The sequence below is a fragment of the Pseudomonas sp. ICMP 3272 genome (assembly GCF_001466905.1).
Lineage (GTDB): Bacteria > Pseudomonadota > Gammaproteobacteria > Pseudomonadales > Pseudomonadaceae > Aquipseudomonas > Aquipseudomonas amygdali.
The window spans coordinates 125,947-139,958 of the sequence record NZ_LKEK01000108.1 but is presented as its reverse complement, the minus strand read 5'-3'; the positions used below and the strand labels follow the sequence as shown (position 1 = coordinate 139,958).

Annotated in this window: 15 protein-coding genes; 11 read left to right on the top strand and 4 right to left on the bottom strand. The window is 58.6% G+C overall.

Annotated elements, in window-relative coordinates; genetic code table 11:
• Nucleotides 1–21 precede the first annotated feature (21 nt).
• Nucleotides 22–825 (bottom strand): hypothetical protein, encoded by an 804-nt coding sequence (locus AO068_RS24920; protein ID WP_080395078.1) that lies wholly within the window; start codon nt 823–825, stop codon nt 22–24.
• A gap of 101 nt (nt 826–926) precedes the next feature.
• Nucleotides 927–1,955 (bottom strand): alpha/beta hydrolase, encoded by a 1,029-nt coding sequence (locus tag AO068_RS24915; protein ID WP_058409746.1) that lies wholly within the window; start codon nt 1,953–1,955, stop codon nt 927–929.
• Nucleotides 1,956–2,096: 141 nt separating this feature from the next.
• Here AO068_RS24915 and aroC point away from each other — a divergent pair, with 141 nt between their 5' ends.
• The 6 genes from aroC to AO068_RS24885 all read left to right on the top strand — a co-directional run bounded on the left by aroC (nt 2,097) and on the right by AO068_RS24885 (nt 7,300).
• Nucleotides 2,097–3,188, top strand: coding sequence for a chorismate synthase (gene aroC, locus AO068_RS24910; RefSeq protein WP_005744350.1), 1,092 nt, complete (start codon nt 2,097–2,099; stop codon nt 3,186–3,188).
• A 30-nt stretch (nt 3,189–3,218) separates the two neighbouring features.
• Nucleotides 3,219–4,382, top strand: coding sequence for an MFS transporter (locus AO068_RS24905; RefSeq protein ID WP_011168228.1), 1,164 nt, complete (start codon nt 3,219–3,221; stop codon nt 4,380–4,382).
• Nucleotides 4,379–4,993 (top strand): methylthioribulose 1-phosphate dehydratase, encoded by a 615-nt coding sequence (locus AO068_RS24900; protein WP_058409745.1) that lies wholly within the window; start codon nt 4,379–4,381, stop codon nt 4,991–4,993. The genes AO068_RS24905 and AO068_RS24900 overlap by 4 nt, the downstream gene beginning before the upstream one ends.
• An 82-nt stretch (nt 4,994–5,075) precedes the next feature.
• Nucleotides 5,076–5,621 (top strand): 1,2-dihydroxy-3-keto-5-methylthiopentene dioxygenase, encoded by a 546-nt coding sequence (locus AO068_RS24895; RefSeq protein WP_054076416.1) that lies wholly within the window; start codon nt 5,076–5,078, stop codon nt 5,619–5,621.
• Nucleotides 5,622–5,637: 16 nt separating this feature from the next.
• Nucleotides 5,638–6,321, top strand: a complete 684-nt coding sequence (gene mtnC / locus AO068_RS24890) for an acireductone synthase (RefSeq protein ID WP_058401999.1) — start codon at nt 5,638–5,640, stop codon at nt 6,319–6,321.
• A 256-nt stretch (nt 6,322–6,577) separates the two neighbouring features.
• Entirely contained in the window at nt 6,578–7,300 is a 723-nt protein-coding gene (locus AO068_RS24885; protein WP_058409744.1) for a response regulator transcription factor, read from the top strand.
• Between the two features lie 122 nt (nt 7,301–7,422).
• Here AO068_RS24885 and AO068_RS24880 read toward each other — a convergent pair whose 3' ends face one another.
• Nucleotides 7,423–7,701 (bottom strand): DUF3509 domain-containing protein, encoded by a 279-nt coding sequence (locus tag AO068_RS24880; protein ID WP_002552849.1) that lies wholly within the window; start codon nt 7,699–7,701, stop codon nt 7,423–7,425.
• Nucleotides 7,702–8,047: 346 nt separating this feature from the next.
• Here AO068_RS24880 and AO068_RS24875 point away from each other — a divergent pair, with 346 nt between their 5' ends.
• Both AO068_RS24875 and AO068_RS24870 read left to right on the top strand, forming a co-directional pair.
• Nucleotides 8,048–8,593 (top strand): ankyrin repeat domain-containing protein, encoded by a 546-nt coding sequence (locus tag AO068_RS24875; RefSeq protein WP_005744355.1) that lies wholly within the window; start codon nt 8,048–8,050, stop codon nt 8,591–8,593.
• A gap of 95 nt (nt 8,594–8,688) precedes the next feature.
• The gene (locus AO068_RS24870) at nt 8,689–9,207 is read left to right on the top strand and encodes a hypothetical protein (protein WP_058409743.1); all 519 of its coding nucleotides are present in this window, start codon (nt 8,689–8,691) and stop codon (nt 9,205–9,207) included.
• On the opposite strand, the gene AO068_RS24865 is transcribed toward AO068_RS24870, so the two are convergent.
• Entirely contained in the window at nt 9,204–10,130 is a 927-nt protein-coding gene (locus AO068_RS24865; protein WP_004665830.1) for a ZIP family metal transporter, read from the bottom strand. The two genes, AO068_RS24870 and AO068_RS24865, sit on opposite strands and share 4 nt — an antisense overlap.
• Before the next feature lie 153 nt (nt 10,131–10,283).
• Between AO068_RS24865 and AO068_RS24860 the strand changes: the two genes are divergently transcribed.
• From AO068_RS24860 to AO068_RS24850, 3 genes are all read left to right on the top strand, one after another.
• The gene (locus tag AO068_RS24860) at nt 10,284–10,475 is read left to right on the top strand and encodes a PLDc N-terminal domain-containing protein (RefSeq protein WP_002552853.1); all 192 of its coding nucleotides are present in this window, start codon (nt 10,284–10,286) and stop codon (nt 10,473–10,475) included.
• Between the two features lie 189 nt (nt 10,476–10,664).
• A complete protein-coding gene (speE, locus tag AO068_RS24855; protein WP_058402003.1) occupies nt 10,665–11,525 on the top strand; it encodes a polyamine aminopropyltransferase in 861 nt (286 codons plus the stop codon).
• A gap of 262 nt (nt 11,526–11,787) precedes the next feature.
• Nucleotides 11,788–13,875, top strand: coding sequence for an LTA synthase family protein (locus AO068_RS24850; protein ID WP_058409742.1), 2,088 nt, complete (start codon nt 11,788–11,790; stop codon nt 13,873–13,875).
• The last annotated feature ends 137 nt before the right edge of the window (nt 13,876–14,012 follow it).

Below are 14,012 nucleotides of genomic sequence, written 5' to 3'. Positions count from 1 at the left end.
AGCTGAGATCAGCTCCTTTTTTCATCGGTGGGTCGCGATCCAGATCAGCAGTCCCGCCTGAAATACCGCGAAGGTCACCAGGCAGGCAATCGTGAAGCGCAGACCGGCGTCCTCGCGCTTGTACTTGCCGACCCGGTCCTCGTGCTGGCGAATGGTCACTTCCTGTTCGATCAGGTTCTTCTCGGCCTTCTCCAGCATTTGCGAGGCTTCGAGAATTTCGATGATCTGCACCTTGTCGTTGTTCCAGGTGCTGTGCAGGTTGCCGACGTGTACGTCCTTGATGGTGCCTTTCATGTGTTGGGCATCGGCGTAAGCCACTTCAAAACCCAGGGTGCGCAGAAAGTGGTCACGGCGCAGGCGGGTGTCTTCGTTCAGGCCGTCCTTGCTCGCCAGCGCTACGCCTTCAATCTTGTAGGATGACCATCTTTTCTGCGCCCAATGCACGGCATGGGCAATCATGAAACGACCGATGCCGCGGTTCCACGGCTCGATCTGCAAGCCTGATTCGGGACCGAAGCGCACAGTGCGCTTTTCGTGGTCGGCCCAGACATCCAGATTGTTCTGTTCCTTGCGAACCCGTTGGCCTGGCAGCTGCACATTGATGCGCAACAGGCTCAATTCCTTGCTGTGCCGCTCGGCACGGCCAAACTGCACAAAACGCAAGGGTCGCCCACCCGTGGCGCGGTCGGTGGGCTGTGGTGCCAGACGCAACATCTGAAAGTTCTCGGGCAGAACGTCTTCCCACGGCTGCGGCGGTGCCTGAACCTCGGCTTCGGCGCTTTCGGGTGCTGCAGTGGTTTCAGTCATGATATTCGCGTCAGTCATAATGGTGTCCTTTCCTGGGCCTTGCACCGGAATACTTGCAACGGAACAAGAAGCCAGCAAACCGCTATCGGCCAGATATCCCAAGACTGAAGGGCCTGCAATTATCTGGCGTCAGATTTTTTTTCCGGGTGGGGCAGGGCCTTGATGAAGGCCAGGATCCGCTTGGTCACTTCACTGGCCAGCGGCTGGGTCGGGTTGCGGTAGGACAACAACTGTTGCTGCAGATCGTCAGGCACGATACGCAGCACATGATTCATCCCGTCGATCAGGGCCAGCTCGGCATCCGGTCTGGCTTTTTGCAGCAGCAGGGCATCGCCCACGCCCACCTGAATGTCGTTGCGCCCCTGAACGATCAGCGCCGGAATGTGCACTGCAGCGAAGGCTGCGGCGGGGTCCTGGCGAAACAGCGAGATCAGATACGGCTGGACACTGGGGCGAAATACCACTTCCAGCTCGGCGGGCACGTTGTCATCGGTCTTGCCCGCCTTGAGTTCATCGAGCAACTGATTGCTGCGTTGCAGCAGGTCCGGTGGCAAGCGCTCCTGAAACTGTTCGCGCAGCACCTGATCGACAGGCCGTCCGGTGCCGGCCACGGAAATCAGCGCCGCTGCCCCCACTTTTTCAGCCGCCAGCGTCGCCACCAGCGCACCCTCGCTGTGGCCCAGAAGGATCAGCTGGCCAAGGCGCGGGTTGGCTTTGAGCGCTCTGGCCCAGAGTTGAACGTCGGCCACGTAGCGCTCGACGCTCAGATTGCGTTCATCCGGCGTGACGGCCTTGCTGGCTGCGACGCCGCGTTTGTCGTAGCGCACGCTGGCGATATTGTTTTTGGCCAGAATCACCGCCAGGCGTTTCATGCTGTCGTTGCGTCCACCCTCTGGGTTGTTGCCGTCGCGGTCGGTGGGGCCGGAACCGGCGATGATCAGCACCACCGGGACCGGTTTGTCCGAACGGGGCATCAGCAGGGTGCCGTACAGTTTGCCGTTTTCGGTATCCACCGTGATCGGCCGCTGCACCACGCTGGGCGCCGCAGCACTGGCTGTTCCGGCGATAAGGCTCAGGGTCAATGTTATCGGCAGGGCCAGCAGACGCAGCGCGTTTGATACTCGAAGCAGGGAATTACCGGATAACATCGCAAGGCCATCATAGGGAGGGTCTCGCTTGGACGCACGGCGTGACAGAAGGTTCGAGGATGAACTGAACCGCGAGCCTGCGTATACTGGCGCGCTTGGTTTAACGATCTGGTTTTTTGGCTGATTTTTCGGAGCGCCCGCATGTCCGGCAACACTTTCGGCAAGCTGTTCACTGTTACCACCGCCGGCGAAAGCCACGGCCCGGCGCTGGTCGCTATCGTCGACGGCTGCCCGCCGGGGCTGGAGCTGGACCTGCAAGACCTGCAGCGCGATCTGGACCGGCGCAAGCCGGGCACCAGCCGTCACACCACGCAGCGTCAGGAGGCCGATGAGGTCGAGATCCTCTCCGGCGTCTTCGAGGGCAAAACCACCGGTGCCTCCATAGGCCTGCTGATCCGCAACACTGACCAGAAGTCCAAGGACTACTCGGCCATCAAGGACCTGTTCCGTCCGGCCCATGCCGATTACACCTACCACCACAAGTACGGTATCCGCGATTACCGCGGTGGCGGTCGCAGTTCGGCACGGGAAACCGCCATGCGCGTGGCAGCGGGGGCGATTGCCAAGAAATACCTGGCAACCCAGGGCATCGTCATTCGCGGCTACATGAGCCAGTTGGGCCCGATCCAGATTCCGTTCAAGACCTGGGATTCGGTAGAAGACAACGCGTTTTTCTGCCCCGACCCTGACAAGGTGCCGGAACTGGAGGCCTACATGGATCAGTTGCGTCGTGATCAGGACTCGGTCGGTGCGAAAATAACGGTGGTGGCCGAAGGCGTAATGCCCGGCCTTGGCGAGCCGATCTTTGATCGTCTGGACGCCGAACTGGCCCACGCGCTGATGAGCATCAACGCGGTCAAGGGCGTGGAGATCGGTGCCGGTTTCGACTGCGTTGCACAACGCGGCACCGAGCACCGCGACGAGATGACCCCACAGGGTTTCCTGTCCAATCAGGCGGGCGGCATTCTTGGCGGCATTTCCTCGGGCCAGCCGATCATTGCGCATCTGGCGCTCAAGCCAACCTCCAGCATCACCACGCCGGGGCGTTCGATCGATACCGATGGCAACGCGGCCGACGTCATCACCAAAGGTCGGCACGACCCGTGTGTCGGCATTCGCGCCACACCGATTGCCGAGGCGATGATGGCCATCGTGTTGCTCGATCATCTGCTGCGTCATCGCGGTCAGAACGCCGATGTCAGCGTCAATACGCCTGTGCTGGGGCAGTTGTAATGCACACTGTCACGGTCGCGGACTGCTAGCGTGACGCAAACATCCGGCGGACAGCTTCCTTACTGGCGGCTGTCCGGCTTTTACGTGTGCTATTTCGCCTTGCTCGGCCTGTCTGCGCCGTTCATGGCCCTCTATCTTCATCACCTGGGTTTTTCCAGCTCACGCATAGGCGAACTGATCGCCATCCCCATGCTGATGCGCTGCGTTGCGCCCAATCTCTGGGGGTGGCTGGGTGATCACACCGGTTGGCGTCTGACCATTGTGCGTTCTGGCGCCATCTGCACGTTGTTGGCGTTTTCGCTGATTCTGGTCGAAAAAAGCTATGCCTGGCTGGCGATGGTCATGGCGCTCTATGCGTTCTTCTGGCACGCCGTCCTTCCGCAGTTCGAAGTCATCACCCTCGCGCACCTCCAAGGCCAGACCTCGCGCTACAGCCAGATCCGCCTGTGGGGCTCGATCGGTTTCATTCTGGCGGTCGTGGTGCTGGGACGGGTGTTCGAATGGTTCAGTCTGGATCTGTTTCCTTACATCGCGCTGGCGATCATGGCCGGTATCGTCGTCAGCAGCTGGTGGGTGCCGAATGCGCATCCCTCGCCGTCGAGCCGTGAAACCGTGTCGGGCGGCTTTCTCAGGCAGCTGGCGCGTCCCGGTGTCTTGGCGTTCTACCTCAGTGTCGCGCTGATGGTGCTCAGCCATGGGCCGTATTACACCTTTTTGACCCTGCACCTCGAAGCGCTCGGTTACAGCCGTGGCCTGATCGGCCTGCTATGGGCGGTCGGCGTGGTGGCTGAAGTGCTGATGTTCATGGTCATGAGCCGGATTCTGCAGCGTTTCTCCGTGCGCCAGGTGCTGTTCGTCAGCTTTCTGCTGGCCGCATTGCGCTGGCTGCTGTTGGGACTGTTTGCCGATTACCTGACCGCGCTGCTGATTGCCCAGGTGATGCACGCCGCCACATTCGGCAGCTTTCACGCCGCTGCCATTCATTTCGTGCAAAGTAGCTTTGGCCCGCGTCAGCAAGGACAGGGACAGGCGCTGTATGCCGCACTGTCAGGCGTGGGTGGCGCGTTGGGCGCTCTGTATTCCGGTTACAGCTGGAACGCGCTGGGGCCAGCCTGGACGTTTGCCATTGCCAGCCTTGTCGCCTTTGCCGCAGCCATCATGATTATCACACCCAAGAAAGAGGAAGGTGTATGAGCCGCGAACAACTTAGCGTGGAAATAATCGAGGCCGGACGCTTCCTGTATGGCCGCGGCTGGTCGCCTGCCACCAGCAGCAATTACTCCGCGCGTCTTTCAGCCACCGAGGCGCTGCTGACCGTATCCGGCAAGCACAAGGGCCAGTTGGGTCCTGACGATGTGCTGGCTACCGATATGGCAGGCAACAGCCTGGAGCCCGGCAAAAAACCGTCTGCCGAAACTTTGCTGCATACCCAGTTGTACAGCAGCAGGCCGCAGGTCGGCGCGGTGCTGCACACCCACTCGGTGAATGCGACGGTGCTGTCGAGGCTGACTACCGCCGATCATCTGGTGTTCGAGGATTACGAGCTGCAAAAGGCCTTTCACGGCGTGGTCACTCATCAGTCGCAGGTCGTGGTACCGATTTTCGACAACGATCAGGATATTGCCCGTCTCGCCGCAAAGGTGCAGCCTTGGCTGGACGCCCATCCCGAGTGCGCTGGTTACCTGATCCGCGGTCACGGTCTCTACACCTGGGGGGCAAAAATGAGCGACGCCTTGCGCCAGATCGAAGCGTTCGAGTTTCTGTTTGAATGCGAACTTAAAATGCGCGCGGTATTGAACTGTTGAAAACGTCGTATTAAAACCAGCCTGTAAGCCTGACCTGCCTGTAAAAGCCGGAAGGTGGTGCCCCAAACCGAGGATTCATGCCATGAGCAGCCTGTCCGTTTATCACGTTTCAAGCCCTGACACGCCCAACAAGGTGCTGACCCATCTGGAAGATATTGCTTCGACGCTGGCCGAGCACGGCGTGGCATTCGACCGCTGGGAAGCGGCAGCGCCGATTACCCCCGGTGCCAGCCAGGAAGAAGTGATCAGCGCCTATCGTACCCAGATCGACAAGCTGATGACCGAGCATGGTTATGTCACCGTGGACGTCATCAGCCTCAACAGTGACCACCCGCAAAAAGCCGAATTGCGCGCCAAATTTCTTGAAGAGCATCGGCATGGTGAGGACGAAGTGCGCTTTTTCGTAGCCGGGCGGGGCTTGTTCACATTGCACATCGACGACTATGTGTACGCCGTGCTGTGTGAAAAGAACGATCTGATTTCCGTACCGGCCGGCACCCGGCACTGGTTCGATATGGGCGAAAACCCGCATTTCGTTGCCATCCGCCTGTTCAACAATCCGGAAGGCTGGGTGGCGAATTTTACCGGTGAAGACATTGCTGGCCGTTTTCCACGGCTGGAAGACTGACAGGAGCCCGATTCTGATGCCCATCAAAGCTATCCTCACGGATATTGAAGGCACCACCAGCGCAGTGAGTTTCGTTTTCGACGTGCTGTTTCCGTTTGCCAAAAAGCACCTGCCCGGGTTCGTTCGGCAAAACGCCGGACAACCGGCAGTGGCGTCGCAGCTGCAAGCAGTACGCACCGAGGCCGGCGAGCCTGATGCCGATGTCGAGCGGGTTATTGCGATACTGCTGGAATGGATTGCCGAAGACCGTAAGGCCACGCCGCTCAAGGCGTTGCAGGGCATGGTCTGGGAGCAGGGCTATAACGCCGGACAGCTCAAGGGCCATGTTTATCCGGATGCTGTCGATGCCTTGAAACACTGGCATCAACAGGGCTACAGGCTTTACGTTTATTCCTCGGGCTCAATTCAGGCTCAGCAATTGATTTTCGGCTGTTCCGAGGCGGGCGATCTGTCCGGTCTGTTCAGTGGTTACTTCGATACGACGTCCGGCCCCAAGCGCGAAGCGCAGTCCTACCGGACGATTGCGCAGGCAATCGAGTGTCCTGCCGAGGACATTCTGTTCCTCTCGGATATCGTCGAAGAGCTCGACGCAGCGAAGGCCGCTGGCATGATCACCTGCGGTCTGGCGCGTGACGGCGGGGTGCTTGCGGGTCACAAACATGTGGGCAGTTTCGCGCTCATCGACCCTGCTTCTTTCTAAACGAAGTCAGCCTGTCGTGCGCGGCATTGTCCTGATGCCGCGGTATGAAAATCTGCCCGCCGCAAGGCTTGCACGCTATTTTCTGTAAGGAGCGTCCTGCTTTTGAGTGGGACGTTGCCTACCTGAAAGTGCGTTGAATCTGTTTGTTCTGCTCGTCATTCTTCAACGCGATTATTCGTGTAAGTTCTGCGCCCATCGTCCCCTGAGTCACGGACAACACCTGTACCGATTCACGGGCGCATAAGGAGCGGCAGCGATGTGCAGTGCCATTACAGAAAGCGCAAGCAGGGACTTATTGATACAGCAGATGGTGAGCACGATCAGCGAACTCGATGGCCAGACCGCTATCGAGAATGCCCTCGAATGGCTAAGGCGCGAATGTAACAGTGAGCGGGCGATGTTCTATCAGTTCAAGGGCCCGGTGCTGCTGACGTTCATTACCTGCAATATCGATGATGCCTGGGGCCAGGCTTACCGCCAGCGCGGGTTGATCACCCAGGACCCGGTCATCCGTTGTTATCGCAACCAGCTGGGGTTTGTAAACTGGCAGGATGCATTCAGACAGTATCCGGTGTCAGCGTGTTACGAAGAAATCGTCGATACGTGCGAACTGCTTCCGGCCATTTCCTACGGTTACATGAACCATTGCCGTGGTGCCGACAGCGTGACGTCGGTTTGTACGCTGGGTGAAGTGGGGCGAGCGATCTCCGCTGAACAAAAATACCTCATGAGCAGTCTCATGCCGGTGCTGCACAGCGTTGCGCGGGGTTTGAAGTTCTGCTCTCGCGGTTTGACCCATCGGGAACTGGAGGTACTGCAGTGGGCCAGGGATGGAAAAACTGCCTGGGAGATCTCAATGATCCGCGACGTGTCGGAGTCGACGGTGAAGTATCACCTCAAGACCATCTATTCCAAGCTCGGTGTCGCCAATAGGGCGCAGGCGGTAGGCGAAGCGCTGTGCCGGGGGCTGATCAGGTAATAGACACCTGAAAACGCGGGCAAAAAACGCGGGCAAAAAAAAGCCACGAGAACAAGGTGTAATCGCGGCAAACAAGGGATGAGAGCGTACAGCGGGTGCCGCCTGTCAAGGCGGCGGGAAAATCAACGGGTGTGGTAAGTCGGCAGGTCGAAGCGGTGCTGACTTTGCAGCATCGAAATAGCTGGCAACTCGCTGGCTTGTGCAGCCAGGTCGCGGCGGATAGCACTGATTACCCATTCCAGCTGGACCGGAGTGTGCAACTGAGCATAAGACACGGAGCGACGGATCTGCTTGCCATCGTGAGTACGCAGTGACAACAGAACACCACCATCAGGACGTGGCTGGGTGGTAACGGTGTAGTCGGAGAATACGGAAGCGAATTTTTCTTGAATAAAAGTCATGTCAGGCGGCTCCATTGCTCATGGGATAATAAGCTTGGAAGTACTATTGCAGTGTCTGTGCCAGTCTTTGACTTAAAATAAATCCTTTAAAATCAACAACTTGAAATATCCTCTATTTTAAGGCTTCGTGCATTTTGCATGAACCCCCTTCGTGCGCCCTGCATTTTGCCGTTTCCTGCACGATGGGTATCGGGCAGAAGGGGGATTGCATCGATTGCGGTGATCAGGAGTAGGCATTGCGCATCCGTATCGATGCTGATCGAACAGCTGGCGAGACTTGAGGTCAGTGTGTGTATCGACGCCGGGTCAACGCATGCCCGGAGTACCGTGCGCCAAGGAGTAGTTAATGACCGATACAAATATCAGCGCTTCGCAAACCATGACTGAAGACGAAGCCGCCGAGTTCGCCGAGCAGGTATTCGATGTGGCTCGCCAGGGAAATGCAGTCATGTTGGAGCGTCTGCTTGAAAAGGGCCTGCCTGCAGACTTGCGCAACCACAAGGGCGATACGCTGTTGATGCTGGCCAGTTATCACTGTCATGCGGATGCGGTCCGGGTGCTGCTTGATCACAAGGCCGATCCGGAAATTCGCAACGACAATGGTCAAAGCCCTATCGCCGGTGCTGCGTTCAAGGGCGATCTGGCGGTGGTGAGGCTGCTGGTCGAGGCCGGTGCCGACGTCGATGGTGCCTCTGCCGATGGTCGTACTGCGTTGATGATGGCGGCGATGTTCAATCGCAACGAAATAGTCGATTACCTGATCAGTCAGGGCGCGGACCCGCATGCCACTGATGCCAAGGGCATCACCGCACTGGGCGCCGCTCAGGCAATGGGCGCGACCGTCACCATTGATCAACTGATCAAACTGGGCGTACAGCCGGCCCGGTCCTGATGCCGAGTGCTTTCAGGGCATGAACACATAGAGGCGCGATGGATTTACCGTTATCCTTCGCGCCTCTTTTTTTGCCCGCTATCAGGATCGCTCCCATGAAAGACTCACTGGTCGAATTAATCAGCAAAGTCAGCTCTGGCTGCATGGGCGATGATGAAATCGTGCGTATTGCCGATGAAGCCGCGCAGGCGTATGCCGACCCGCAGGCGTTTCTGGCCGCCAACCCTGATATCAACTACGACGACACCTTTCCGATTCCGCTGGGCGAATGGGTGATGGTGGGCAGTCTGCCGGAAACCGTGCTGTTCCAGGCCGACAGCTATATGGACCTGTTCGAGCAGATCGTGCAGTCATTCGGCAAGGACGTCACGTTCAATATCAAGCCGAAACAACTGGCCAAGGTCGAACCACTGGTAGCGCTCAACCGGATTCAGATTCAATTGAGCAGCATGAACAAGGACATGGGCGGCTATGTGCTGATGAACTTCAGCCAGCCGCTGGATGACGAACTGCAAGCGGTGCTGGTGTATGGCCGTGACGAGGAGCGGGTGCTTGAACTGGCAGCGTTGGCCGGCATCCATGCCGCACCCGCGCTAAAGGCATTGCGCGGTTAACCCAGCGCCGTATCGAGAAACATCATTACCGCGAAGCCGCCCATCAGGCCGAGCGTTGCCGAGGTCTGATGGCCGTTGCGGTGGGTTTCCGGGATGACTTCATGGGACACCACGAAGATCATCGCACCTGCCGCCAGCCCCATGCTCAGCGGGTAGGCGATGGCAAACCCGCTGGAAATACCCAGGCCCACCAGCGCGCCCAGCGGCTCCATGAGTCCGGAACCGATGGCCACTAGCATCGCTTTGAAGGCTGACAGGCCGGTTGCGCGCAGGGCCAGCGCAATGGCCAGGCCTTCAGGAATGTCCTGAATGGCGATGGCGGTGGTCAATGGCAGGCCGACATTCATGTCGCCGCTGGCGAAGCTCACGCCTATCGCCATGCCCTCGGGCAGGTTATGCAGGGTGATCGCCAGCACGAACAGCCAGACCCGGCTGATTCGCTCTGAATGAGGGCCCTGACGGCCCACGCTTTCATGCTCGTGCGGGGTGAACTTGTCCAGCCCGAGCATCAACAGCACACCAAGGCCCAGACCGGTCACTACCGTCGCAGCTGCCCAGGGGCCGCTGTCGGTTATGCCCCGGGCGGCCTCCAGCCCCGGCAGTATCAGCGAGAACGAGCTGGCAGCCAGCATCATGCCAGCGGCAAAACCGAGCATGATGTCCTGAGCGCGTTGCGAAACGTTGCGCAGGGCGACCGCCATGACTGCACCCAGCGCCGTCGCCAGGAAACCGGCCGTGCCGCCCAGCAATGCATGATTGAAGTTGACCTGGCTGGTGCCATAGAAGGCATTGTAAAGACTGATGCCGCCGAGGCCGACGACGATCAGCAGAGCAAGGGCGAAACCCAGGCTCACCAGCGGGCTGCCCTGAAGATGGTTGAACCATGTCGCCCAGGGCGTTCGGGGTTGTGCGGGCGTTGGCATGAAGAAGGCTACCTGTATAAGGGTTGAACGCGATAATGAATGAAAAGCAAAGTCGACCCCGGTTGGGAGCCCGAGAATATAAGGTTGGTTCAACGGAACCCCCGAACGGCGCAACTATCCTAGGAAGGTAAGCATTCAATTAGGGGCAACACCATGGGTTCTAGCTTCAACGGCCTAGTCGGCTTGATCATTCTGGCGCTCGATATCTGGGCCATCATCAATGTCTTGAAAAGCGGCGCCGAGACCGGCAAGAAAATTCTCTGGGTATTGTTGATCGTGCTGTTGCCTGTTGTGGGCCTGATCATCTGGGCAATCCTCGGACCGCGCGGCAACGTGCGAATCTGACACGCCGGCAGGTTGGTAGCGAACGCTTGATTACCTTGGGTAATCAGGCGTTTTTCGTTCATGGGCCAAGGCATTTGCAAGCAAGACGCTGCACAGAGGTTCGACCTGTCATGTTCCTCGACGTAGAATGCGCGCCTTTGTTGTGGGCGGTCGGCCGTCCTGTCATCAGTACCCAGCGGGAGCTTACCCATGAGCGATTATCAGGAAACGTTATACGAAGGCTACGGCCAGCGCTTTCGTATGGAAAAAATGCTTCACGAAGTGCGTACCGAGCACCAGCATCTGGTGATCTTCCAGAATCCGCGCATGGGCCGCGTCATGGCTCTGGACGGCGTCATCCAGACCACCGAGGCGGATGAGTTCATCTATCACGAAATGCTCACTCACGTGCCGATTCTGGCTCACGGCGCAGCCAAGCGTGTACTGATCATCGGCGGCGGCGATGGCGGCATGCTGCGTGAAGTGGCCAAGCACCTGACGGTGGAACATATCACCATGGTCGAGATCGACGCCACGGTGGTCGAGATGTGCAAGGAGTTCCTGCCCAATCACTCCAGTGGCGCTTTTGACGATTCGCGCTTGAACCTGGTCATCGACGACGGCATGCGCTTTGTCGCGACCACCGAAGAGAAGTTCGACGTGATCATCTCCGACTCCACTGATCCTATCGGTCCGGGTGAAGTGCTGTTTTCGGAGAACTTTTATCAGGCCTGCCATCGCTGCCTGAACGAAGGTGGCATTCTGGTGACCCAGAACGGTACGCCTTTCATGCAGTTGAGCGGTGTGCAGACTACGGCCGGGCGTATGAACGGTCTGTTTGCCGACTGGCATTTCTATCACGCAGCCATCCCGACCTACATCGGCGGTGCAATGACCTTTGCCTGGGGCTCGACCGACAAGAGCTATCGCAAACTGCCGCTGGAAACCCTGCGTCAGCGTTTCTCGGGCAGCGGTATTGTTACGCGTTATTACAATCCAGAAGTCCACATTGGTGCGTTCGCCTTGCCGCAGTACGTTCTGCAGGCCGTGGGCAAGGCCAGCAACGACTGATCAATCGATCTGACGTTCACCGGCCGGGTCGCCCTGAACGCCGCCTGAGAGGCGTTCAAGCGCGCAACTGGCGACAGAAATTTCACACTTTTTGTCCCAGAATTGCGCGCGAAGCTGAACAGGCACGCTTATTCATGGGCCGCCCCGGCCCCTAGCGACCTGCAATCAAGTAATATCTGCGCCCTGTCGTACGCCGCCCGCCCTCGGGGAGGGCGGTGCTGCACCCTGAACCTACCCCTGAATCCACCGGATCCTGACAACCATGGCTAAAACGGACGCCCAGATTCATCGGCAAGCCCGCCTGCTAAACCCGACTGTCAAATCGCATCTGGCTTACATCCTGCTCAGCGGTTTCGCTTTGATGGTGATGTACACGCTGCTGCGTATCGGTCTGCTGGTCTACAACCGCGAGATGATTGGCGACACGCCAGCCTCGACATTCCTTGAAGCACTCTTCAACGGCACGCGTTTCGACCTGCGCCTGACCATGTATCTGCTCATTCCGTTGGTGCTGTCGCTGTTCAGCGCCCGGGCCATGGCGGCACGCGGGTTCTTCCGGTTCTGGCTGACCCTGGTCGGCAGCATCACGCTGTTCTTCGGCTTGATGGAAATGGACTTCTACCGCGAGTTTCACCAGCGCCTGAACGGCCTGGTGTTTCAATACGTCAAGGAAGACCCAAAGACTGTCCTGAGCATGCTCTGGTACGGTTTTCCGGTGGTTCGCTACCTGCTCGCCTGGGCAATCGTGACCTGGCTGTTGAGCCTGGTGTTCAAGGGCATCGACCGCCTGACGCGGCCACGCCTCGTAACGACTAAGGGCACCCAGACGGTCAGTACAGTTGCGCCGTGGTACATGCGCATTGGCGTTTTCGTGCTGGTATTGCTGGTTATGGTGGTGTGCATCCGTGGCACCCTGCGCCAGGGCCCGCCGCTGCGTTGGGGTGACGCTTACACCACCGATTCCAACTTCGCCAATCAGCTGGGCCTGAACGGCACACTGACCCTGATTACGGCGGCCAAGAGCCGTATGTCCGAAGATCGCGACAACATCTGGAAAGCCACGCTGCCACAGGCCGAAGCGCAACAGACTGTGCGCGACATGCTGCTGACCTCGCATGACAAGCTGGTCGAACCGGATATTGCGGCTGTGCGTCGTGACTTCACGCCACCGGCAGAGAACACCTTGCCGATCCGCAACGTGGTCGTGATCCTGATGGAAAGCTTCGCCGGTCACTCGGTAGGGGCGCTGGGCAACGATGCCAACATCACGCCTTACTTTGACAAGCTGTCCAAGGAAGGCCTGCTGTTCGATCACTTTTTCTCCAACGGTACCCACACCCATCAGGGCATGTTCGCCACCATGGCGTGCTTCCCGAACCTGCCGGGCTTTGAGTACCTGATGCAGACGCCAGAGGGCAGCCATAAGCTGTCGGGCCTTCCGCAATTGCTGAGCGCGGGTCGCAACTACGATGACGTCTATGTCTATAACGGCAACTTCGCCTGGGACAACCAGTCGGGTTTCTTCAGCAACCAGGGCATGACCAATTTTGTCGGTCGCGAGGACTTCGTCAATCCGGTGTTCTCCGATCCGACCTGGGGCGTTTCCGACCAGGACATGTTCGACCGTGGCGCTCAGGAGCTCAAAGCCCGTCAGGACGGCAAGCCGTTCTATGCGCTGCTGCAGACCCTGTCCAACCACACGCCGTACGCGTTGCCGGACCCGCTGCCGGTCGAGCGCGTGACCGGACACGGCTCGCTGGATGAGCATTTGACTGCCATGCGTTATGCCGACTGGGCGCTGGGACAGTTCTTCGAGAAGGCCAAAAAAGAGCCTTACTACAAGAACACCCTGTTCGTGGTGCTGGGCGACCACGGTTTCGGCAATGACAAGCAGTTGACTGAAATGGATCTGGGGCGTTTCAACGTGCCATTGCTGCTGATCGGGCCTGGTGTACAAGAGAAATTCGGCCAGCGCAGCAGCATTGTCGGCACACAGGTTGACGTCGTGCCAACCATCATGGGCCGTCTGGGTGGTCTGAACCGCAACCAGTGCTGGGGCCGCGATCTGCTGAACCTGCCGGAAGGCGACAAGGGTTTTGGCGTGATCAAGCCGTCGGGCAGTGAGCAGGTGGTCGCGATCATCAGCGGCAACCGCATTCTGATCGAACCGACAGAAATGCCGGCCAAGCTGTTGACCTACACGCTGGGTGCCAAGCCTTCTGCCGAAGAAGTGCCTGACGCACCTGACACGCAGGAACTCAAGCGCAAGCTGGAAAGCTTCCTGCAGACCGCCACCAAGAGCCTTCTGGACAACACGGCCGGTGTCGAGGCCAGCAAGAACCGTAACTGACCGTGACTGACTTGTCCGGGTAACCGGCAAGTCGGATCAGCAGCACACAAAAGGCCCTCGGCATCCATTGCGAGGGCCTTTTGTTTTGCCCGTCATCGCGGGCTTTCCGGCTTAATTTGTTGGAACGAATGCGTGGG

Excerpts from the sequence above, each read along its gene's own strand:
- AO068_RS24900 (WP_058409745.1), top strand. The coding sequence starts at position 4,379 with ATGAGCCGCGAACAACTTAGCGTGGAAATAATCGAGGCCGGACGCTTC.
- AO068_RS24880 (WP_002552849.1), bottom strand. The coding sequence starts at position 7,701 with ATGACTTTTATTCAAGAAAAATTCGCTTCCGTATTCTCCGACTACACC.
- AO068_RS24915 (WP_058409746.1), bottom strand. The coding sequence starts at position 1,955 with ATGTTATCCGGTAATTCCCTGCTTCGAGTATCAAACGCGCTGCGTCTG.
- AO068_RS24885 (WP_058409744.1), top strand. The coding sequence starts at position 6,578 with ATGTGCAGTGCCATTACAGAAAGCGCAAGCAGGGACTTATTGATACAG.
- speE (WP_058402003.1), top strand. The coding sequence starts at position 10,665 with ATGAGCGATTATCAGGAAACGTTATACGAAGGCTACGGCCAGCGCTTT.
- AO068_RS24865 (WP_004665830.1), bottom strand. The coding sequence starts at position 10,130 with ATGCCAACGCCCGCACAACCCCGAACGCCCTGGGCGACATGGTTCAAC.
- AO068_RS24870 (WP_058409743.1), top strand. The coding sequence starts at position 8,689 with ATGAAAGACTCACTGGTCGAATTAATCAGCAAAGTCAGCTCTGGCTGC.
- AO068_RS24920 (WP_080395078.1), bottom strand. The coding sequence starts at position 825 with ATGACTGACGCGAATATCATGACTGAAACCACTGCAGCACCCGAAAGC.
- AO068_RS24860 (WP_002552853.1), top strand. The coding sequence starts at position 10,284 with ATGGGTTCTAGCTTCAACGGCCTAGTCGGCTTGATCATTCTGGCGCTC.
- mtnC (WP_058401999.1), top strand. The coding sequence starts at position 5,638 with ATGCCCATCAAAGCTATCCTCACGGATATTGAAGGCACCACCAGCGCA.
- aroC (WP_005744350.1), top strand. The coding sequence starts at position 2,097 with ATGTCCGGCAACACTTTCGGCAAGCTGTTCACTGTTACCACCGCCGGC.
- AO068_RS24875 (WP_005744355.1), top strand. The coding sequence starts at position 8,048 with ATGACCGATACAAATATCAGCGCTTCGCAAACCATGACTGAAGACGAA.
- AO068_RS24850 (WP_058409742.1), top strand. The coding sequence starts at position 11,788 with ATGGCTAAAACGGACGCCCAGATTCATCGGCAAGCCCGCCTGCTAAAC.
- AO068_RS24895 (WP_054076416.1), top strand. The coding sequence starts at position 5,076 with ATGAGCAGCCTGTCCGTTTATCACGTTTCAAGCCCTGACACGCCCAAC.